The following is a 20,610-nucleotide window of genomic DNA, read 5'->3' as shown; positions in this document are numbered from 1 at the left end:
GCCCCTAAAGGGTTGGCTGCCCTTGGTTGACCTGGCGAACAGGCATGCCAAGGCCCAGCATTGTGTTCATCACCTTCACCCCGGCCAAAGCCTCTGCCACTTGGCCGTTGTAGTCGTGCAGACTCAGCTTCGGGCTGATGAACTGCTTGTATCGCGATATGGCCTTTTCCACTTTTGAGCGTTGGTGATAACCGCTTTCTCTTTTCCACTCGGCCAGTTGCCCGGCTTTCAGCGCAGCAACGGCCTCGTTCCTTGGGTGATCTTGCTCCCAGAGCCCCGCTGTCTTGCGAGGCGCTAAGAGCGTCAGGCCTTACGTAGACGTTAGCCAATAAAAAAGGCGCCATCAGGCGCCTTTTTAGCATCAGCGGTGAGGTTACTTCACCCAGCTGTCCACCATTTTCGGGTGGGCTTTGATCCAGCCGTTTACGACGTCATCAACACTTTTGCCGTTTTTCATATCCAGCATCATGGCAGAAAGCTGCTCACGGGGAATGGCAAATTTGTTTAAAAAGGCATATACCGCTGGGGCCTTTTTGGCCAGGGCCGGGTTGGCAACAGTGGCAATGTAGCCGCCTTTACCGTAGATGTGCTTGGGATCTTTGAGGAACTTGATATCGAACTTGGCCCACATCCACATCGGTGTCCAGGCGGTAACCGCAATCCACTGCTTGGAGCGCATGGCCCGTTGCAGTTGTGCAGTCATGGCCGCGGTAGAGCTGGATTGCAGGTTAAAGTTGGACAGGCCGTAAGCCTTGATGGCTTTTTCGGTGTTGATGTTGATACCGGCACCGGCGCCAACGCCAACAATGCGGCCCATGAACTTGTCAGAGTGGGCTTTGAGCTCCTCAATAGTGTTGATTGGCACGTACTTCGGCACGGCGATACCCAGGCGGGTACCAGTGACGTTGGGGCCCATGATCACCACTTTGTCCCACAGCTTCTCGTAATACGTTTTGTGAGTGCTGGGCAGCCAGGCGGTCAGCATGGCATCAGAGTGGTTGCTGGCAACCGCTTCCCACATTGGGCCGGCAGCAGAAGCCATCATATTCACCGGGTTGCCCAGGCGTTGTTTGATCACCGCACCGGCCAGGTGGGTGGTGATGTCACTGGAAGGCCAGCTCTGTACATAGCCCAGTTTGATCTCGGGCTTTTCGGCGGCCTGTGCAGCAGGCAGCAGACCGGCACCGAGTGTCGCAGCGGCCAGCAGGCCGGCTTGGAGGAGTCGAGAGAATCGCTGCATGTTACTGATTCCTTTTCTGTCCGAACGATTGAGTGATGCGATCGAGGATGATCGCGAGGATGACGACCGCCAGGCCGCCAACAAAGCCTTTACCCACGTCAAGTTGGGTAATGCCTTGCAGAACTACGTTACCCAGGCCACCGGCACCGATCATGGCGGCAATAACCACCATTGACAGGCCCAACATGATGGACTGGTTAACACCGGCCATGATCGACGGCATGGCGCTGGGCAGCTGTACCTTTACCAGCATTTGCCACCAGGTACAGCCGAAGGAGTTGGCGGCTTCCACCAGCTCTTTTGGCACCTGGCGAATACCCAGGGTAGTCAGGCGAATAAGTGGTGGCAGGGCAAAGATCACCGTAGAGATAACCCCCGGCACCAGCCCCAGGCCGAAGAAGATCACCGCCGGCACCAGATAAACGAAAGCCGGCATGGTTTGCATGATGTCCAGCAGCGGCCGCATGATGCGGTCGGCCAGTTCACTGCGGCCACCAAGAATGCCGAGCGGCAGGCCGATAATGATCACCATGATCTCGGCGGCCAGTACCAGTGCCAGGGTTTCCATCAGTGCCGCCCAGTAGCCCAGGTTAAGCACTAACAGCAGCCCCAGTACCACAAAGGCGCCAAGGCCCCAGGCGCCTTTACGGCGCCAGTTTGACAGCCAGATAGCCAAAGCGGCGATGATGGCAATAAACAAGAACGGTGGAATGGCCAGCAGGCCGTTTTTCAGGCCGGTGATCAAGTAATGAACACCGTAAGTTACCGCGTTAAAAGCAGTGGCGTAATGTTCTGTCAGGTAGTTAACCGCGTTACTGACGGCGTCGCCAATCGGTAGCGGTTTTCCCAGTGAAAAACTCATAATCAGGCTCCCTTATGCGTCAGTGTCGGCAGGTTGTGGCTCGGCTTGCTCGGCAGCCGCTTCGCTATTGTCACCCTGAGCCAAAGCGGCCAGCAGAGTGCTTTTATCAACAATACCCACCACTCGCTCACGCTCGTCGAGGATCACGATCGGGGCGGTTTTTTCGGTAACCAGTGTGATCATGTCGTTGACGCTGGTATCCAGGCCGGCAGTAGGCAAGGAGGTGACGGTGCTCTTGTCCAGCCGCTCGGCGTCACGTTGGCCGATCACGGTGTCCAGGCCAACATAACCATGCAACTTGCGGGAGTTATCAACCATCACCAGGCCGCCAAAGCCGCTGCGTTCCATCTTGCGCAGCAGGGTACGCGGAGCATCTTCCGGGTGGCCGGTGGTGCTGGGGCGGCGCATGATCTGCTCGGCAGTCAGTACCTGAGTGCGGTCGGCACCTTCAACAAAGGCGGAAACGTAATCATCGGCCGGGTTGGCGATAATTTCTTCTGGGGTGCCTACTTGGATCAACCGGCCATCGCGCATGATGGCAATGCGGCTGCCCAGCTTCAGGGCTTCGTCCAGATCGTGCGAAACAAAGACAATGGTCTTGCCGAGACGGTCCTGAATTTCCAGCAGATCATCCTGCAACTGGCTGCGGATCAACGGGTCAAGGGCACTGAAGGCTTCGTCCATCAGCAAAATTTCCGGATCGGCAGCCAGGGCGCGGGCCAGGCCGACACGCTGCTGCATACCGCCTGACAGTTCCGACGCGTATTTTGTCTCGTAACCACTGAGGCCAACGGTATCAATCACTTCCTGAGCCTGCTGCTGGCGGGTTTGTTTATCTACCCCCTGAACTTCCAGGCCAAACTCGACGTTACCCATTACGGTGCGGTGTGGCAGCAGGGCAAAGCTTTGAAATACCATGCCGAATTTTTGCCGGCGCAGTGCCCGTAGGCCTTTACTGTCCAGTTTGGTGATGTCTTCGCCGTCAATAACCACTCGGCCGGTGGAGGGTTCGTGAAGGCGGTTGATCAGGCGCAGCAGGGTCGATTTACCACTGCCTGACAGGCCCATAATGACGAAGATCTCGCCGCTGCGGATCTCCATGGATACGTCAAAAGCGCCCACCACGGCAGCATGTTCTGCCTGCACCTCGGTTTTGCTTTTGCCTTTGCGTAGGTCGTCGACGGCCTGTTGCGCCTGCCGCCCGAAAACCTTACTGACACCTTCCAGTCGGATACGGGTTTTATTTTGGTCTGTCACAGGTCACTCGTCACTCGCTGTTATGCAAATTATTTTTACCCTAACGTATCGAAAAGTCCGATGCAAAAGCAGAAGCTAATCGTCGAAGGCTTAGATGCAATCGCTTTAAAAATGTTAAATTCATTTCTAAACATAGACTTGCGTAATTTTTTGTGGGTGTTTTAGGCATCAGGTGAAGCCGCCAAATGCCTGTGGCCTGTAGCGCTGCGAGCCTTGAAAATGTTGGGCCACTGTTGAATTGTTAGTGCCTGAACGAGCCATTCATCGATGTTGCGCTATCACTGCCATGTGATGGCGTAATTACATTTATTTTCTTTTTATTTACATGGGGTTGTAAGGTGTTAGGTGGTGAAAAAGACGCCACGTTGAGCGTAACGTCACGTCATGGTGCCAAGCACACAAATTAACGGAACGTTTTGCAGCACTTTTAGTCAATCAATTAACGCACCACCGGAAGGTTAGCCATGGCGCACTTTATTACTGTTTTTATGGCATTTTTTGCCATCATGAATCCCCTTGCCAATTCCTCGCTGTTTATCGCCCTGACCGGTGATTTCAGCCGCTCCGAGCAGCGCTCAATAGCCCTGCGCTCCGTGTTGATGGCCTTGCTGATTGTGGCGCTTTTTACTTTTGGTGGCCGGGCTATCTTTCAGGTTTTTGGCATCACCTTGCCGGCTTTCAAATTGGCCGGCGGCGTCATGATTGGCCTTATTGGTTACCACCTGTTGCAAGGTGAGCATTCGTCGGTACACCGCCCGGCAGACAAAGATCTGGCTGCCAGCCGCGATGCTGCCTTGAGTGTGGCCATTACCCCGCTGGGCATTCCGGTGCTGGCCGGGCCGGGCACCATTGCCACGGCCATGAACTTTGCAGCCGGCTCAACCTTGCCAGAAGCCGCTTTGGTGCTGCTGGCCTTCGCCGTGGTGGCGGTGCTGACCTATATCGCTTTTGTCGGTGGCCGCTGGGTATCGGATTTTCTCGGGGCCAATGTCATCAAGGTGATATCCCGGCTGATGGGGTTGATCCTGGCGGTGGTCGGCGCCCAGATGCTCATTGACGGTATCAAAAGCGCTTTTGCCATCGGTTAATGGCAGTGGCACCCTGGCTACACCCGAAATAGCAGTGGAGTAACAGTATGGGGGATGGTGACACAGAGCTGGATATTGGCATCGGCGGCAGTCGTCATCTGGTCATTCAGCGCCGCTATGAAGCGGCCGGTGCGCTTAACGATTTGCTGATTGCCATCTGGTTTTTGGTTGGCAGTTTCTTCTTCTTAACCCACTCGCTGGAAGAAAGCGGCACCTGGTTGTTTATTGCCGGTAGTGCGCAGCTACTCATTAAACCGGCCATCAAGCTGGCCAGTCTTATTCATGTTGGTCGTATGCAGCAAAGCCCGCCGGTGCAATAGCGATGGTAGGCGTTATTCGACTAACGCCTAATTGCAAAAATGGGCGCTTTGCCAAAGGGTTAAGGCAACAGAAAACCCCATGGGGAGTGGGGCTTTGGCTCGCCAGCGGTGCGCCGGCGGGTGATTAAAATAAGCAGCCAAAAAGGCCGAATTATGTCTTATCAATCGCAGTACCGTCGTTCCATTGAACACCCTGAAGCCTTCTGGGCCGAACAGGCCAGCCAGTTACCCTGGTACACACTACCGCAGCACATTCTCAGTAAAGACGATAACGGTGTAGACCGCTGGTTTGCCGGTGCTTCCATGAATACCGCCTACATGGCGCTGGACTGGCAAATAGAACAGGGCCGGGGCGAACAGACGGCATTGATTTATGACTCTGCCGCAACCGGTGAGCAGCGGCGTATCAGTTACCGTGAGTTGCGTGATGAAGTGGCGCGTTTTGCCGGTGTGCTGGCGGCTGAGGGTGTTGGCAAGGGGGATCGGGTCATCATCTATATGCCCATGGTGCCGGAAGCGGCAGTGGCCATGCTGGCGGTGGCACGGCTAGGGGCAATTCATTCCGTGGTGTTTGGCGGTTTTGCCCCCCATGAGCTGGCTATCCGCATTGACGATGCTGAGCCGAAAGTGGTGGTGTCGGCTTCCTGTGGCATTGAGTTTGGCAATGTCATTGCCTATAAGCCGCTGCTGGACGAAGCGCTGCGCCAGGCTGAACATAAGCCGCAGCGGTCCATTGTGTTGCAGCGCCCCCAGGCCGAAGCCGCCATGACCGCTGGCCATGACCTGGACTGGCATGAGGCCATGGCCGCAGCCACACCAGCTGATTGCGTACCGGTTGACGCCACCGACCCGCTCTACATTCTCTACACCTCGGGCACCACTGGCCGCCCCAAGGGGGTGGTGCGTGACAACGGCGGCCATGCGGTGGCCCTGCATTATTCGATGAAGGCGGTCTATAACCTCAACCCGGGCGAAGTCTTCTGGGCCGCTTCCGATGTGGGCTGGGTGGTGGGCCATTCCTACATTGTTTATGGCCCACTATTGGCTGGTGCCACCTCTGTGTTGTATGAAGGCAAGCCGGTGCGTACCCCGGACGCTGGCGCTTTCTGGCGCGTCATTGCCGACCATAAAGTAAAAATCATGTTTGCCGCGCCTACCGCCTTTCGCGCCATCAAAAAAGAAGACCCCGACGCCAGGCTTTTACAGCAGTATGACATTTCCTGTCTGGATATTATCTTTGTGGCCGGTGAGCGGCTGGACCCGCCTACCTACCAATGGACAACTGCCTGCACCGGCAAGCCGGTGATCGACCACTGGTGGCAAACCGAAACCGGCTGGCCCATTTGCGCTAACCCCATGGGCATTGAGCCGTTGCCGGTGAAGCCGGGTTCGTCAACGCTGCCCGTGCCGGGCTTTGATTTGCAGGTGCTGGATCCCATGGGCAATCCCTGTGGCCCTAATGAACAGGGCTATATCGCCGTTAAGCTGCCATTGCCGCCGGGCTGCCTGCCGACCATTTGGGGTAACTTCCCGCGCTTTCGCGACGGCTACCTGACAGACCACCCGGGCTATTACACGTCTGGCGACGGCGGTTATAAAGACGAAGACGGTTACGTGTTTATCATGGGCCGCACTGATGATGTCATCAATGTGGCCGGGCACCGGCTGTCTACCGGCGAAATGGAAGAGATTGTTGCTGCCCACCCGGCGGTGGCTGAATGTGCGGTGATCGGTATTGCGGACAGCCTCAAGGGCCAGTTGCCGCTGGGGCTGGTGCTGCTCAAAGACGGCGTTGAGGTAGACGAGCAGACCCTGCAAGCCGAGCTGGTGGCCATGGTACGTAACGCCATTGGCGCCATTGCCTGCTTTAATCAGGCTGTGGTGGTGCAGCGGTTGCCGAAAACCCGCTCTGGCAAGATCCTGCGGCGGGTGCTGCGCCAGATCATCGATGGCGAAAGCTACACCGTGCCATCAACCATTGATGATCCGGCAGTGCTGGCAGAAATTGAAAACCGCCTGCGGGTGTTGCGCCGCTGACAAACAGGCCAGCCGCAGCTGGCCTTTTTTTTGCCGTTTCGGCTACCTTGAGACAAACACCAAGGAGCACAGTATGACCGATACCCTTAATGGCAGCTGCCTGTGCGGCGCCGTTACCTTCCAGTGCCAGGGCGAGGTACAGCGGTTTTATTTTTGCCACTGCTCGCGTTGCCGTAAGGGCACTGGCTCGTCAAATGCCGCCAACCTGTTCGTGGCTGAAGCCAACCTCAACTGGCAGCAGGGCGAACAGCTGGTGCAGCGTTACCTGTTGCCCGAATCACGCCATGGCCGCAGTTTTTGCAGCCACTGCGGTTCACCCTTACCTACGGTGCTGGGCAACAGTGGCATGGTAATGGTGCCCGCTGGCAGCCTTGACAGTGACGTTACGGCCACACCCACGGCGCACATTTTCATGGCCAGCCGCGCCAACTGGGATCACGATTTAGAAACGGTGCCGGCATATGCGGCCTTCACCCATGACTAGACCATGACCGGGCCACACAACAGCACTGGCAGCGCCACCTTCAACCTGGCCGCCTGGTTATGGGCCCTGGTTTTTCTGGCGGTGCTGCTGTGGTCAGCCATTGCCCCGGCTGACCGCCTGACCTGGTATCTGGAAGTGGCACCGGCCCTGGTGGCGGCGGTGCTACTGGTGCTGACGCGGCGGCGGTTCCCGCTGACGCCACTGTTGTATAGCCTCATCCTCGTACATGCCGTGGTATTGCTGGTCGGTGGCCATTACACCTACGCTCAGGTGCCGTATTTTGATGGCTGGTTTGGCAGCAGCCGTAACAACTTCGACAAGCTCGGTCACTTCTTGCAGGGTGTTGAACCGGCCATTTTGGCACGGGAGATCCTTATTCGCCGGGCGGTAGTAAAAAGCCGGGGCTGGCTGAATGTCTTTGTGGTGTCGGTATGTCTGGCCTTTAGCGCATTTTACGAACTGATTGAATGGCTGGTGGCGGTGATCTCAGGGCAGGGCGCTGAAGCCTTTTTGGGCACCCAGGGCTACGTTTGGGATACCCAGTCGGATATGGCCTTTGCACTGTTAGGCGCGGTGCTGGCCCTGTTGGTACTGAGCCGCTGGCATGACCGGCAATTACGGCAGTTGGCGGCCCGGGCATTTTTATCTCATCACTGACCGGAGTTTTGATGTCAGAACGTTATTTTTATGAGCCTGCCAAGGGCCATGAACTACCCCATAACCCCTTCAACGCCATTATTGCGCCGCGCCCCATTGGCTGGATAGCCAGCCAGAGCGGCGCTGGCGTGCTGAACCTGGCGCCGTACAGCTTTTTTAATGCCTTTAACTACACGCCGCCGATCATCGGCTTTGCCAGCGTCGGCGCCAAAGACAGCCTTAACAATATTCGTGAAACCGGCGCTTTCTGCTGGAGCCTGGTGACCCGGCAGCTGGCCGAACAAATGAACCAGACCAGCGCCAACGCCGCCCCAGAGGTGGACGAGTTTGCCCTGGCCGGGCTGACGCCCAAGGCGTCAACGGTGGTGCCTGTGCCCCATGTGGCTGAAAGCCCGGTGAGTTTTGAATGCCGCCTTAGCCAGTGCCTGCAACTCAGCGCCGCCGACGGCAGCAGCATCGACACCTGGCTGGTGCTGGGGGAAGTGGTGGGGGTTCACATCGACAAGGCGTTGTTAAAAGACGGTATTTTTGACACTGCTGCCGCCGAGCCAGCGCTAAGAGCGGGTGGCCCGGCAGATTACTTTACCATCAGCGAGGCGCTGAAATTCGAGCTGTACCGGCCTCAGTAATCCAGCCCCTGCTGGGCACCCATTACAATGTTTATTAATTGTTGCAATTTCCGTTATTATTTTTCATTGAATTATAATTTTTAACTTTTCAGATCATTAAAATATTTTTTTTGTGTGTTTTAATAGTTTTGAGAATTTTCTCAAAACAAATCAAAAGGACATTTGAAATGAAAAAATATATTTTTTTACTTTTGCTGGGTGTTTTCTCGACAGTTCATGCTGATACTAGCAAAAGATTTGTAATCTGTGATGATTGTATGTCTGATGCATCAATGAAAAGTAAGGCAGAGTCATATGAGTATCAAGTTACATCCTCAACTAATTACATCTACATACTGAATCATAAAACAGGTTCTTTTAAAGAATATAGAATATTACACATCACTGGTATTGATGGACAACCAGATGCCATTAATTTTTCTGAGGTTACTCCTTCGACTGATGAAATAACAGAAAAAGATAATATTCAGGTGACAGCAGATAGTATTTTCAATACAAGTAATTTTCATGTTCCGGATACTATTGCTACTAGTGCATACCAGCTTTCTAATAACACTTCCATGCAAAATGCTGTGAATAATTATTATAATAACACTATGGGACTTATGGATAACCTTGTTAATCTTAGCTCTCAAGTCATAGATGTTTGGGATTCTTTTGATGTAGAGGTGGAGGTAACAGCATATTTCACTGATGGTTCATATGCGGTATATAAGGTCACTGCTGTAAATATTGATGCATCTAATCTAGAAGATCTTCTTAAATATCGGTTGCAGTTAGTTAAACTGGTTGATGCAAACGGAAATGACATTCCAGTAACAGGTACTTACACAGATAACACAGTGACTAGTTTTTTAGTTCCTAGCTCTAACTGGACTTCATTCCAAAATGCAATGGAGCTCATGGGCATACCTGTCATCGATACCGATATTGTTCCCTCTGGTTCTGATACTATACAAGTAAATTGTAATTTTTATAATAACACAGATCATTGTTCTGGTATCGTTCAAACAAGTACCAAATGACGTAATTAAAAACGCCCTATATCATAGGGCGTTTTTTTAATTAAATTATTATATTAAATGATTTTTTGTAAAAAGTAAATTTCGCGCTTTAAAAATAATTTTTCTTTCTAAATATATTCTTTATAGTTAATAAAAATAACAATTAGCCAGCGAGGCGCTGAAATTCGAGCTGTACCGGCCTCAGTAATCCAGCCCCTGCTGGGCTTTGATGCCGGCGTCAAAGGCGTGTTTAACCGGCCGGATCTCCGATACCGTATCGGCCATTTCAACAAGCTGGCGGTGAGCGCCGCGGCCGGTTACCAATACGTGCTGGCCCGCCGGGCGTGCGGCCAGGGCGGCCAGAACCTCGTCGAGGTCCAGATAGCCATAGCTCAGCATGTAGGTCAGTTCGTCCAGTACCACCATGTCAATCTGGCTGTCGGCCAGCCAGGCTTTGGCCTGCTGCCAAACGGCCTGAGCGGCGGCGCTGTCGGTGTCTTTATTTTGCGTTTCCCAGGTAAAACCGGTGGCCATCACCGCAAAAGGCACGCCGTGGCTGGCCAGCAGTTCCCGTTCGCCGCAGGCCCAGCTACCCTTGATAAATTGCGCCACGGCTGCGCGTTGGCCGTGGCCTACCGCCCGGCAGACATTACCAAAGGCCGCTGTGGACTTGCCTTTGCCGTTGCCGGTCAGTACCAGCAGCACGCCTTTTTCCTGCTGGGCGGCGTCAATACGGGCGTCTACTTTGGCTTTGAGCTTTTGTTGTCGGGCTTGGTGTGACATTGGGGCTACCTGATCTGTGTAAGCTGCGTTATTATGGCCATCCAAACGTATAAACGTCCAATGGTGTGTACATGTCTGAATCCCTGCTGGCGGCGCTGAACGAGCGCATTGTGATCATCGACGGCGGTATGGGTACCTTGATCCAGAGCCACCAGCTGGACGAACGGGACTACCGGGGGCAAAGGTTCGCCAATTGGCCGGTGGATCTCAAGGGCAATAACGATCTGCTGGTGCTGACCCAGCCGGCGCTGATCCGTGATATTCACCGCCAATACCTGCTGGCTGGGGCCGACATCATTGAAACCAACAGCTTCAATGCTACCACCGTGGCCATGGCCGATTACCAGATGCAAAGCCTGGCCGGGGAAATCAACCTGGCCGCCGCCCGGCTGGCCCGTGAGGCTGCCGATGCGGTAACCAGGGAAACCGGCCGCCAGCGTTATGTGGCCGGGGTGCTGGGGCCAACCAACCGTACCTGTTCTATCAGCCCGGACGTTAACGACCCGGGTTTTCGCAATATTCACTTTGACCAGCTGGCGGCCGCCTACAGCGAAGCGGCCGAGGGCCTGATTGACGGTGGCGCCGACATTTTGCTGGTCGAAACCGTCTTCGATACCCTCAATGCCAAAGCGGCGCTGTTTGCCATTGACGCCTTACTGGAACGGCGTGGCCTGGCGCTGCCGGTGATGATTTCCGGCACCATTACGGATGCCTCCGGCCGTACCCTGACCGGCCAAACCACCGAAGCGTTTTACAACTCGCTGCGTCACATTCGGCCATTGGCTATGGGCCTTAACTGCGCGTTGGGGCCAAAAGAGCTGGCCCCCTACGTTGAAGAGCTGTCACGCATTGCTGAATGTCATGTGTCGGTGCACCCCAATGCCGGCCTGCCAAATGCCTTTGGCGGTTACGACGAAACCCCGGCGCAAATGGCAACAGTGATTGGCCAGTGGGCCCGTGATGGCTGGCTGAATCTGGTGGGCGGTTGCTGCGGCACCACGCCGGAACACATTCGCGCCATCAGCGAGGCGGTGGCGGGCGTTGCCCCGCGGCCCTTGCCCGACATTCCGGTGGCTACCCGGCTAAGCGGCCTGGAGCCGTGCACCATTGACGACAGCAGCCTGTTTATCAACGTTGGTGAGCGTACCAACGTCACCGGCTCAGCGCGGTTCTTAAAGCTCATCAAAGCCGGTGATTACGAAACGGCCCTGGAGGTGGCGCGCCAGCAGGTAGAGGCCGGGGCGCAGATCATCGACATCAACATGGACGAAGGCATGCTCGATGGCGAAGCGGCCATGACCCGCTTTTTAAGCCTGATCGCCAGTGAACCGGACATCAGCCGGGTGCCGGTGATGCTCGACTCCAGCAAGTTCGAGGTCATCGAAGCGGGCCTTAAATGCGTGCAGGGCAAGGGTATTGTCAACTCCATTTCCCTCAAGGAAGGGGAGGCGGTGTTTCGCCAGCAGGCCAGGCTGGTACGCCGTTATGGCGCGGCGGTGATCGTCATGGCTTTTGATGAAGAGGGCCAGGCCGATAGCTACCAACGCAAAGTAGCCATTTGCACCCGCGCCTATGACATTTTGGTAAACGAACTGGCCTTTCCCCCCGAAGACATCATCTTCGATCCCAATATTTTTGCTGTGGCCACCGGTATCGAGGAACACAACGACTACGGCGTGGCCTTCATTGAAGCCTGTCGCACCCTCAAAGCCACGCTGCCGCACGTGCGCTTGTCGGGCGGGGTGTCGAATGTCAGCTTTTCGTTTCGCGGCAACAACCCGGTGCGTGAAGCCATTCACGCGGTATTCCTTTACCACGCCATTGGCGCCGGGTTGACCATGGGCATTGTCAATGCCGGGCAGCTGGCCATTTTTGATGATATTGACAGCGCCTTGCGTAACGCCGTGGAAGATGTGGTGCTGAACCGCCGAGCCGACGCCACCGAGCGGCTCTTGGCCATCGCTGACAACTACCGTGGCGACGGCAACGCTGCCGAGGTGCAAACCGCTGCTTGGCGTGACTGGCCGGTTGCCAAGCGCCTGGAGCACGCCCTGGTGAAAGGTATTACCGACCACATTGAGCAGGATACCGAAGAGGCGCGCGCCGCTGCCAGCAGGCCACTGGCGGTGATCGAAGGGCCGCTGATGGACGGCATGAATGTGGTGGGTGACCTGTTCGGTGCCGGCAAGATGTTTTTACCGCAGGTGGTGAAATCAGCGCGGGTGATGAAAAAAGCCGTGGCCTACCTGACCCCGTACATCGAAGCTGAACAAGATCAGGGTACATCCGCTGGCCGGGTAGTGATGGCCACGGTCAAAGGCGATGTTCATGACATCGGCAAAAATATTGTCGGGGTGGTGCTGCAATGTAACGGCTTTGAGGTGATTGACCTGGGCGTGATGGTGCCGGTGGACAAAATCATTGCCGCCGCCCGTGAACATCAGGCGGATGTGATTGGCCTGTCGGGGCTTATTACGCCGTCGCTGGATGAGATGATCCACAACGTCAAAGCCTTTCGCCGCGCCGGCCTGACGCTGCCGGTGCTTATCGGCGGCGCCACCACCTCAAAAATCCACACCGCCGTGAAAATTGCCCCCCATTACCCGGACGGGGCGCTGTACGTGGCCGATGCCTCGCGCACCGTGCCGGTGGTTAGCAAACTGGTGGGCCAGGGCCGCCAGAGCGTGGTGGATTTACACTACCGCGAGTACGCCCAGCTGCGCGAAAAGCGCGCCGCCCAGGGCCAGCGCAAAACCCTGGTCAGCCTGGCAGCAGCACGGGCCAACCGGGCTAACACTGACTGGGCAAACTACCAACCGGCCGTGCCGCGCCAGTTGGGTATTAGCGTGTTTGACGACTATCCCCTTACCGACCTCATTGCACGCATCGACTGGACACCGTTTTTTCGCGCCTGGGAGCTGCATGGCCGCTACCCGGACATTTTCAATAACCCCACGGTGGGGGCTGAGGCCAAAGAACTGTTTGATAACGCCCAGGCGATGCTGGCGCGCATTGTTGATGAAAAGTGGCTGACCGCCCGCGCCGTGTTCGGGCTGTTCCCGGCCAACAGCGTCGGCGACGACATCGATATCAGCACCGACGACGGGGTGGTGCGGGTGCACCATCTGCGCCAGCAAATGGAGCGGGCCGGTAACCACAACTTTGCCCTGAGTGATTTTGTGGCGCCAACGGGCACGGTGCAGGATTACATGGGCGCTTTCGCCGTGACCGCCGGTATTGGCATTGACTCGCACGTAGCCCGCTTTGAAAAAGCCGGTGACGACTATTCAGCCATTATGCTCAAGGCCTTGGCCGACCGGCTGGCCGAAGCCCTGGCCGAGCGCCTGCACGAGCGGGTGCGTAAGGAATTCTGGGGCTACGCTGCCGATGAAAACCTCGACAACGAGGCGCTGATCCGCGAACGCTACAAAGGCATTCGCCCGGCGCCGGGTTACCCGGCCTGCCCGGATCACAGCGAAAAAGGCCTGCTGTGGGCCATTTTGAAACCCGATCAGCGCATTGGCCTTAACATCACCGACAGCTACGCCATGTACCCCACGGCGGCGGTGTCGGGCTGGTATTTTGCCAACCCGGCGTCGCGCTATTTTGGTGTTGCCGAGATTGACCGCGATCAGCTGGCCGATTACGCCCGGCGCAAGGGCTGGACTATCGCCGAGGCGGAAAAATGGCTGGCGCCGAACCTGGGGTACGATCCCGACAACAGTTAGTCCCGCCAATTGCCCGTGCCTTTGGCAGCCATTTCGCCCATCATGAACAGCACATTTTGCTTAACAAGGGCAGGGCATGGAATTGGATACCAAACAGCCGGTTATGGTCACCGGCGCTACTGGCTATGTGGCCGGCTGGCTGATAAAGCGGCTACTGGAGGCCGGTTTTACCGTACACGGCACAGTACGTAACCCTGACGACAGCGCCCGGCTGCAATATCTCTACGATCTGGAGGCCAACAGCCCCGGCACCCTGACCCTGTTCAAAGCCGACTTACTGGATGCCAGCGCCTTTGACGCGCCCATGGCCGGTTGCGCGGTGGTGTTTCATACCGCCTCGCCCTTTACCTCCAATATCACCGATCCTCAGCGCGATCTGGTTAAGCCAGCACTGCACGGCACCCGCAATGTGCTGGCCGCCGTAGAGCGCAGCGAAAGCGTCACGCGAGTGGTGCTGACCAGCAGTTGCGCTGCCATTTACAGCGACAACATTGATTTAAAAAACAAAGGCCTGAAGGCGTTTGATGAATCGGTGTGGAACACCACATCGAGCCTTGAACACCAGGCTTACAATTATTCGAAAACCCTGGCCGAGCGCGAAGCCTGGGCCATGGCTGAAGGCCAGAGCCGCTGGCAGCTGGTGGTGGTTAACCCCTCGTTGGTGCTGGGGCCGGGCATCAATGCCGAGGCCACGTCAGAAAGCTTTTCCCTGATGCGCCAGCTTGGTGATGGCACCATGAAAATCGGCGCCCCGGACTGGCCCATGGGGGTAGTCGATGTACGCGATTTGGCCGAAGCGCACCTGCGCGCCGCCTTTACGCCAGAGGCTCATGGCCGCCATGTGATAAGTGGCCACGACACCAGCTTCCTGGTCATTGCCAAGCTGCTGGCGCCGCGCTACGGCAGTCGCTATGCCTTGCCAAGGCGCCAGTTACCCAAGTGGTTGGCGTGGTTGGCCGGGCCTTTGGCCAACCCGGCGCTGACCCGCAAGATGATCAGCCTTAACGTCGGCCACCCCTGGCACGCTGATCACAGCAAAAGTGTGCGCGAACTGGGTATGACCTACCGGCCCCTAAAAGACACCGTCGAAGACTTCTTCGAGCAGCTGATTGCCAGCGGCCAGTTGAACAAATAAAAAAGCGCCCGAGGGCGCTTTTTTACTGGGCCGGGCGTAGCGCCGGAAATTGCCTGCTTAACAAGGCAAAGCCGCCAAATAGCGCCGCACTGAACAGTAAGTCGCCCAGCAAACTGTGCTGGAAAAACGGCAGCCCGGCGACCAGCGCCTGATTAAGCCCCTGCCAGCCCGGCGGGTAATAATTGCCCAGCAGCCACACGGCGCTATTGGTAACGAAGAAAAACAGCACCGAGCTACCTACCGAGGCCAGCGCTAGGCCGGTAACTGACCATTTTTCACCGAGGCGCATGCCTACCAGCGTGGTCAGCATCAGCGCGCCATAGACAAAGGGTAGGGTGGCATGCAGCCCCAGCAGCAGATCAGACAGCGCCATGGCCGCCAGCGGCACCAGCAGCGCCAGCCAGCGGTTGGCAAAATGGGCGCCGGCAAACAGCGCCATGGCTGCCACCGGCGATACATTCCACGGGTGTGGCAAGAGCCGGTACAAGGCGCACAAGCCGATCAGCGTCACAAGAGTGGTCAGGCGTGGGTTCATGGTGTCCTCGTCAGAATGCATAGTGCAGCGTCAGGTTGAGCTGGCGGCCCGTGGCCGGGTACCAGCTGTTCTCACCCCAGGCGCTGTACAGCGCATAAGCAGCGTAAGTAATGTTAAACAGATTATCGGCCCGGGCGCTCAGTTGCCAGTGGCCTTTTTGCCATTGCGCCACCAGTGCCACCACCCCTCGCCCGGGGGCCGGTGTGCCGGCGTTGGCATTGTCACTGACTAGATAGCGCTGGCTTTGCAGTTGCCACTCCAGGCGCGAGCGCCAGTGCGCGCTGATGGCCCATTCGGCGCTTAACAGCGCCTGCTGGCGCGAAACCCAGGGCACCTGCTTGCCGCTGTTAAGGCCAGCGGTGTAGCGGGCATCCAGGTACTGGTAATCCAGCCCCAGGGTCACCGGCCCCAGCGGCTGGCTGCCACTAAGGTGTAGGCCATAGCGGCGGGAGCGGTCTTTGTTGACGTTGGCGCCGGGGAACAGGCCACCGGCCGGAGCCGGGGCGTTAGGGTCAAAGACAATTTCGTCTGCCAGGGTCAGGCGAAAAGCCGACAGTTGCCAGCGCCCTTGTTGCCAGCCCAGCTCCAGCGACAAGCCACGCTGGGGTTTGAGGCCCACCTGCCCGGCCGGGGTATAGCCCTGTTCGTCCAGTTTGGCAAAGCGCACGCTGCTCACCGCGCGCCAGTAAAGCCGCCCGGAATGCCGCTTGTATTGCCCGGAAAGCGCCCAGGTGCTGGCATGGTGGTTAATATTTACCGCCTGCGGGTAAGTGCCGCCGTATTGCAGGCGGTCGCGCAGGTAGCTGTAACGTAGCCCCGCCTGCAACTGCCAGTGGCCGCTTTGCCACTGGCCGCTGGCATAGGGGCTGAGCAGCTGGCGGCGGTTGCTGGCCGCCAGCAAGTTGTCCTGGTACTGGCCTGTGCTGGCGTCAATGCCTGTCAGCACTGTTACATTGGCCCATTGCCCCTGTAGGCGCGGCGCCAGGCGGTGCTGGGTTTCACGGGCGTGGTAGACGGTACTGACCGGGTAATTGAGGTAGCTCTGGCGGTAGTTCCGTAGCCGTTGCAGGCTGCTGGCATCGAGCCATAGCGTCCATTTTTCATCGAGCTGGCGCTGGTAGGCGGCGCGCAGGCTGTAGCCGCGCCGGGCCATAAAATCATCGGCAAATTCGCTCAGCGTGGCGTTGGCATCGGTGGTGCTGGCCAATAACGGCCCTGGCTGCTGGCGGTGGTCACGCTCGGCGCTGGCGGCCAGGCTGAGCTGCTGTTGGGCGTCGTGGTAGGCCAGTTGCAGCTGGCCCCGGGCCTGATTGTAGTGACTGTGCGCGCGGCCCTGAGCGCCCTGCAACCAATGGCCGCTGCCGCTGAGCCGCCACTGCTTGCTTAAGTGTGTGCTGGTGCTGGCGCTAACCCCCCGGCGCTGCTGTGAGCCGGTTTCGATGCTGACATCACTGCCGCTGCGGGTAATGATGTTCACCACCCCCGCTACGGCCTGGTCGCCATACAGTACGCCGGCGCTGCCGCTGAGCACTTCGATGCGCTCAATGCGCGCTGGAACAAGGGTGCTCAGATCCGGCCCGGCCAGACTCTGGCTGTTCAGGCGCTGGCCGTCAACCAGTACCAGCACATTGCTGCCAGATTGCTCCGGGCTAAAGCCGCGCAGCGACAGCACCGGGCCGCTGCCAGAATCACTGACGCTAAGGCCAAAGCGGCCATTGAGCAGTGCTGCCAAACTGCTGGCGCCGCTGCGCGCAATGGCGTCGTGGTCCAGCACAAAAGCCGCGGCTGGGAGTTGTTCCTGTATTGCTGGCACCCGGCCCAGCACCAGCAGGTGCTCGTCACTGGCCTGCGCCAATAGTGGCGCTAAGCTCAGCGCCAGTAAGGTTGGTTTAATGCCCATAAAGGTGTCCACTTTATGGGGGCAGAAAAAATACCACAGCAAAATCGCCGAACGGGTGCCTTGCCCTCCGAAGGCAGCCATTTTCTTCCTGGGCCGGTCTCCGGACTAAAAGGGGTAGCCGCAGCGTTGCCTTCCCATGCCTGTGCACAGTGGCCTTGTAACGCCGCGCCCTTATCACCGTTGCGGGGGCAGTGCCGGTTTTGCACCGGCTTCCCGATTATCCCTTGCGGGCACCCAGGAAAAAGGCAGTGTTCGCTGGCGAGTGTAGGGGAATTGATTTTGGAAGTCTATACGGCCAATGTAATGTGCCAACATTATGCTAGGGTAGAGCAGATAAACCTGCAAGGAGCAGCCATGAAAGCGGTCTTTCTTGACGCAGAAACCCTCGGTGATGTTGACCTAGCCCCGCTCAAGGCGGTGTGTGAGCTGACGGTATACCCGCAAACCGCCCCGGAAGCGCTGCCAGAACGGCTGGCCGGGCAAGAGATTGTGATCACCAACAAGGTGGTGATCCCGGCAGCGGTGATGGCCAACCTCAAAGGCATCTGTGTTACGGCCACCGGCACCAATAATATCGATATGGCGGCAGCGCGGGCTTTGAACCTGCCGGTAAAAAACGTGGTGAATTACGGTACCCGCTCGGTAGCCCAGCACACCCTGATGCTGATGCTTAGCCTGGCTGCACAACTGCCTCGCTACGAGCAGGCCCTGCGCCAGCGCCAGTGGCAACACAGCAGCGGTTTTTGCCTGATGCAGCACCCAACGCTGGAGCTGGCCGGTAAAACCCTGGTGATTGTTGGCGCAGGCACCCTGGGCACGGCAGTGGCCGCCCTGGCACAAGCCTTTGGCATGACAGTGCGGTTCAGCGCCCGCCCGGGGAGCAGTAACGACAGCCGCCCGGCCTTTACTGACTTACTGCCCGAAGCCGATGTGCTGAGCTTTCACTGCCCGCTGACCGACGCCACCACGCACCTGTTAAATGCCCAAACCCTGCCGCTTATCAAACCCGGTTGCCTGGTGGTGAACTGCGCCCGTGGTGGCATTATTGACGAGCAAGCCTGCCTGGCGGCGCTGCGTCAGGGCACTCTGGGTGGCCTGGCGGTGGATGTGTTGCCAGAGGAACCACCGGTTTCCGGCCATGCCTTGCTGGATGCTCTGCACGAGGACATCAACCTCATTATCACCCCGCACAACGCCTGGATAAGCCAGGAAGCCCGGCAAAACATCGTTAACCTTACTGCCGACAACGTGCAGGCGATCCGTGCTTAAACACCCACCGCCAGCAGCGCCCAGAGCAGCAGAAACGCCAGCACCATAACCACCGCCAGCCAGAGCCGGTTCGGTTGGCGCCGGGCCAGCATCACAAAAGCGCTGGCAAAGCCCATGATGAGCACGGCCATGGCGGCAAAATCCAGGGCGCTCCAGCGCACCTGTACGGTAAATTGCATGGCCACCAATGGCACCAGTAACAACACCAGCGTGGCAACGGCCAGCCAGAGAAAAATACGGCGGCTGTGCAGTAGGGGCAGGGGCTTCATGGCTTGCTCCGCTATGGATGTGCTCTAAGCATTAGCGCACCCCCAGCGGCTTTACCAGCTCAGGCTCAGGGGGTGTCAGGTAACGCCAGGCCATGGGCTTTTAAAAAGCTCAGTTTGTCCCAGTAACCCCGTTGCAGGGTTATCAGGCCGTTTTCTACCTTGAAAAAACCGCAGCCGCGCAGGCCCAGCGGATCTTGCCACTCAAGCATGGCCCAATCGCCGTCTGCAAAGATATTTTCAACAATGCATACCATCTTGGCGGCGGCGAACTCGCGGGCAAACATCGCCTTGATAGCGGCCTTGCCCACCACGGGCGCATTGGCAACCTGGTGGTTAACAGCGTCAGGGTGGTAAAAGTCGGCTATGGCCTCGGCGTCGCCTTGGTTAAAGGCATCAACCCATTGTTGAACAAGTGTTTTGGGTGTCATAACAGTCTGCTTGCTAGCGGTTTTATGGTTACCATAACGCAGAGCCACAGTGCGCCACAGGCCTAATGGCCACTTTTATACAGCAGCACCGGCAGTAGCCACACCCAGAGCAAAAACACCAGCCACAGCCGCCCTTGCAGAAGGTTGTAGTCATGGAGCAAGCGGCCCCAGGTGTGGCCAGCCACATAGTGGCCAAATACAAACTCAAACAGCACCGTCGCCAGCAGCCAGATGCTGCCAATGAGCCAGGCCTGATGTAACGAGGCTATGGGCCAGACGCGCTGCACCCAATACACAAACACCCCGGTAAAGAATATGCCCAGTACCGTCGAAAGCTGGTGGGCCGCCAGTTCAGGTAGGGCTTTGGCATAGGTTTGTTGCCGCAACACGCCATTGGCAATAGCGATAATGGCCAGGGCAAACCACAGCAGTGAGTAGCGCAGTATCATGGCGAAAAGGGGTTAGGGGTTTTGGTTAGTGTAGTGGTTAGCCTTGGCGTTGGGTGTTTTTGTGCTCCCATAATGCTACTTGCTTACTCGCTTTGCACATCAGTAAAAGCGGGGTTTTGCTCAAAAAACTGTTTGAAAAATAAAAAGCAGCGGTCCGAGGGGGTGATTTTGTTCTTGCCAAAGATTTTTTCTTTCAGGCTTCGCACTTTGTCAACCTGTAACACCCACTCCAAGGCTTGAGTTGGGTCATCGCCTTCTTCGAAGCAGGCGCTGGCACCAAGGAAGTAGCGCGTGCCATCATATGTTAATTCACAATACCAACCCCAATCTTCAGCAGCGGGTTCGCTGAGTTCAAGCTGCCCTTTAAGTTCGCTTCTAAGCCACACCAATAACGACACGCCATATATAGGGTTAATAGGGTTCTCTTTTTCCGTTGTTACATCAAACATGGTGGTGTTGAAGTGTATCGTCTGATTCATATTTGCTCTTTATTATCAAAAGGATAATGGCAGTGTGGGCCGCTGCCTTCAAATTGA

20 protein-coding genes, 1 pseudogene and 1 riboswitch are annotated in these 20,610 nt (G+C 56.9%); of the genes and pseudogenes, 10 read left to right on the top strand and 11 right to left on the bottom strand.

The window, feature by feature from the left end:
• Positions 1 to 4 precede the first annotated feature (4 nt).
• From WDB70_RS07525 to WDB70_RS07510, 4 genes and pseudogenes are all read right to left on the bottom strand, one after another.
• Positions 5 to 298: pseudogene (locus WDB70_RS07525) on the bottom strand (IS5/IS1182 family transposase); the annotation flags it as partial.
• Between the two features lie 75 nt (positions 299 to 373).
• Entirely contained in the window at positions 374 to 1,240 is an 867-nt protein-coding gene (locus tag WDB70_RS07520; protein WP_406663004.1) for a glycine betaine ABC transporter substrate-binding protein, read from the bottom strand.
• 1 nt (position 1,241) lies between these two features.
• A complete protein-coding gene (locus tag WDB70_RS07515) occupies positions 1,242 to 2,102 on the bottom strand; it encodes an ABC transporter permease (protein ID WP_406663002.1) in 861 nt (286 codons plus the stop codon).
• A gap of 12 nt (positions 2,103 to 2,114) precedes the next feature.
• Positions 2,115 to 3,359 (bottom strand): glycine betaine/L-proline ABC transporter ATP-binding protein, encoded by a 1,245-nt coding sequence (locus WDB70_RS07510; RefSeq protein WP_406663000.1) that lies wholly within the window; start codon positions 3,357 to 3,359, stop codon positions 2,115 to 2,117.
• Positions 3,360 to 3,823: 464 nt separating this feature from the next.
• On the opposite strand from WDB70_RS07510, the gene WDB70_RS07505 reads away from it, so the two are divergent.
• The 7 genes from WDB70_RS07505 (at position 3,824) to WDB70_RS07475 (ending at position 9,599) form a co-directional block, all read left to right on the top strand.
• A complete protein-coding gene (locus WDB70_RS07505) occupies positions 3,824 to 4,447 on the top strand; it encodes a MarC family protein (protein ID WP_406662998.1) in 624 nt (207 codons plus the stop codon).
• A 47-nt stretch (positions 4,448 to 4,494) separates the two neighbouring features.
• Positions 4,495 to 4,767 (top strand): YrhK family protein, encoded by a 273-nt coding sequence (locus tag WDB70_RS07500; protein WP_406662997.1) that lies wholly within the window; start codon positions 4,495 to 4,497, stop codon positions 4,765 to 4,767.
• A gap of 153 nt (positions 4,768 to 4,920) precedes the next feature.
• On the top strand, positions 4,921 to 6,804 hold the full coding sequence (locus WDB70_RS07495; protein WP_406662995.1) for a propionyl-CoA synthetase: 1,884 nt from the start codon (positions 4,921 to 4,923) through the stop codon (positions 6,802 to 6,804).
• A 73-nt stretch (positions 6,805 to 6,877) separates the two neighbouring features.
• Entirely contained in the window at positions 6,878 to 7,288 is a 411-nt protein-coding gene (locus tag WDB70_RS07490) for a GFA family protein (RefSeq protein ID WP_406662994.1), read from the top strand.
• Between the two features lie 3 nt (positions 7,289 to 7,291).
• Positions 7,292 to 7,945 (top strand): DUF2238 domain-containing protein, encoded by a 654-nt coding sequence (locus tag WDB70_RS07485; RefSeq protein WP_406662992.1) that lies wholly within the window; start codon positions 7,292 to 7,294, stop codon positions 7,943 to 7,945.
• A gap of 11 nt (positions 7,946 to 7,956) precedes the next feature.
• The gene (locus WDB70_RS07480; RefSeq protein ID WP_406662990.1) at positions 7,957 to 8,574 is read left to right on the top strand and encodes a flavin reductase family protein; all 618 of its coding nucleotides are present in this window, start codon (positions 7,957 to 7,959) and stop codon (positions 8,572 to 8,574) included.
• Positions 8,575 to 8,741: 167 nt separating this feature from the next.
• A complete protein-coding gene (locus WDB70_RS07475) occupies positions 8,742 to 9,599 on the top strand; it encodes a hypothetical protein (RefSeq protein WP_406662988.1) in 858 nt (285 codons plus the stop codon).
• Between the two features lie 180 nt (positions 9,600 to 9,779).
• Here WDB70_RS07475 and cobO read toward each other — a convergent pair whose 3' ends face one another.
• On the bottom strand, positions 9,780 to 10,361 hold the full coding sequence (gene cobO / locus WDB70_RS07470; RefSeq protein ID WP_406662986.1) for a cob(I)yrinic acid a,c-diamide adenosyltransferase: 582 nt from the start codon (positions 10,359 to 10,361) through the stop codon (positions 9,780 to 9,782).
• Between the two features lie 71 nt (positions 10,362 to 10,432).
• On the opposite strand from cobO, the gene metH reads away from it, so the two are divergent.
• Together metH and WDB70_RS07460 are read left to right on the top strand one after the other, a co-directional pair.
• Positions 10,433 to 14,089 (top strand): methionine synthase, encoded by a 3,657-nt coding sequence (gene metH / locus WDB70_RS07465; RefSeq protein WP_406662984.1) that lies wholly within the window; start codon positions 10,433 to 10,435, stop codon positions 14,087 to 14,089.
• A gap of 76 nt (positions 14,090 to 14,165) precedes the next feature.
• Positions 14,166 to 15,224 (top strand): NAD-dependent epimerase/dehydratase family protein, encoded by a 1,059-nt coding sequence (locus WDB70_RS07460; protein WP_406662982.1) that lies wholly within the window; start codon positions 14,166 to 14,168, stop codon positions 15,222 to 15,224.
• A gap of 22 nt (positions 15,225 to 15,246) precedes the next feature.
• On the opposite strand, the gene WDB70_RS07455 is transcribed toward WDB70_RS07460, so the two are convergent.
• Together WDB70_RS07455 and WDB70_RS07450 are read right to left on the bottom strand one after the other, a co-directional pair.
• Complete coding sequence (locus WDB70_RS07455; protein WP_406662980.1) at positions 15,247 to 15,759, bottom strand: DUF6580 family putative transport protein; 513 nt, start codon at positions 15,757 to 15,759, stop codon at positions 15,247 to 15,249.
• 10 nt (positions 15,760 to 15,769) lie between these two features.
• Positions 15,770 to 17,740 carry a TonB-dependent receptor gene (locus tag WDB70_RS07450; protein WP_406662978.1) on the bottom strand — a complete coding sequence of 657 codons (1,971 nt, stop codon included), beginning with the start codon at positions 17,738 to 17,740 and terminating at the stop codon, positions 15,770 to 15,772.
• A riboswitch (cobalamin riboswitch) is annotated at positions 17,733 to 17,912 on the bottom strand. (Overlaps the previous gene by 8 nt.)
• A 101-nt stretch (positions 17,913 to 18,013) precedes the next feature.
• Between WDB70_RS07450 and WDB70_RS07445 the strand changes: the two genes are divergently transcribed.
• The gene (locus tag WDB70_RS07445; protein WP_406662976.1) at positions 18,014 to 18,928 is read left to right on the top strand and encodes a D-2-hydroxyacid dehydrogenase; all 915 of its coding nucleotides are present in this window, start codon (positions 18,014 to 18,016) and stop codon (positions 18,926 to 18,928) included.
• Here the strand turns inward: WDB70_RS07445 and WDB70_RS07440 are convergent.
• The 4 genes from WDB70_RS07440 to WDB70_RS07425 form a co-directional block, all read right to left on the bottom strand.
• On the bottom strand, positions 18,925 to 19,197 hold the full coding sequence (locus tag WDB70_RS07440) for a hypothetical protein (RefSeq protein WP_406662974.1): 273 nt from the start codon (positions 19,195 to 19,197) through the stop codon (positions 18,925 to 18,927). The genes WDB70_RS07445 and WDB70_RS07440 overlap by 4 nt on opposite strands.
• A gap of 65 nt (positions 19,198 to 19,262) precedes the next feature.
• A complete protein-coding gene (locus WDB70_RS07435; protein ID WP_406662972.1) occupies positions 19,263 to 19,625 on the bottom strand; it encodes a nuclear transport factor 2 family protein in 363 nt (120 codons plus the stop codon).
• A 62-nt stretch (positions 19,626 to 19,687) separates the two neighbouring features.
• On the bottom strand, positions 19,688 to 20,074 hold the full coding sequence (locus tag WDB70_RS07430) for a hypothetical protein (protein WP_406662970.1): 387 nt from the start codon (positions 20,072 to 20,074) through the stop codon (positions 19,688 to 19,690).
• 83 nt (positions 20,075 to 20,157) lie between these two features.
• Positions 20,158 to 20,553, bottom strand: a complete 396-nt coding sequence (locus WDB70_RS07425) for a hypothetical protein (protein WP_406662968.1) — start codon at positions 20,551 to 20,553, stop codon at positions 20,158 to 20,160.
• Positions 20,554 to 20,610: the final 57 nt, after the last annotated feature.

Source organism: Gallaecimonas aegicerasi (genome assembly GCF_045291545.1).
Lineage (GTDB): Bacteria > Pseudomonadota > Gammaproteobacteria > Enterobacterales > Gallaecimonadaceae > Gallaecimonas.
The sequence above is the reverse complement of the archived record's forward strand: the minus strand, read 5'-3'. Positions and strand labels throughout refer to the sequence as shown.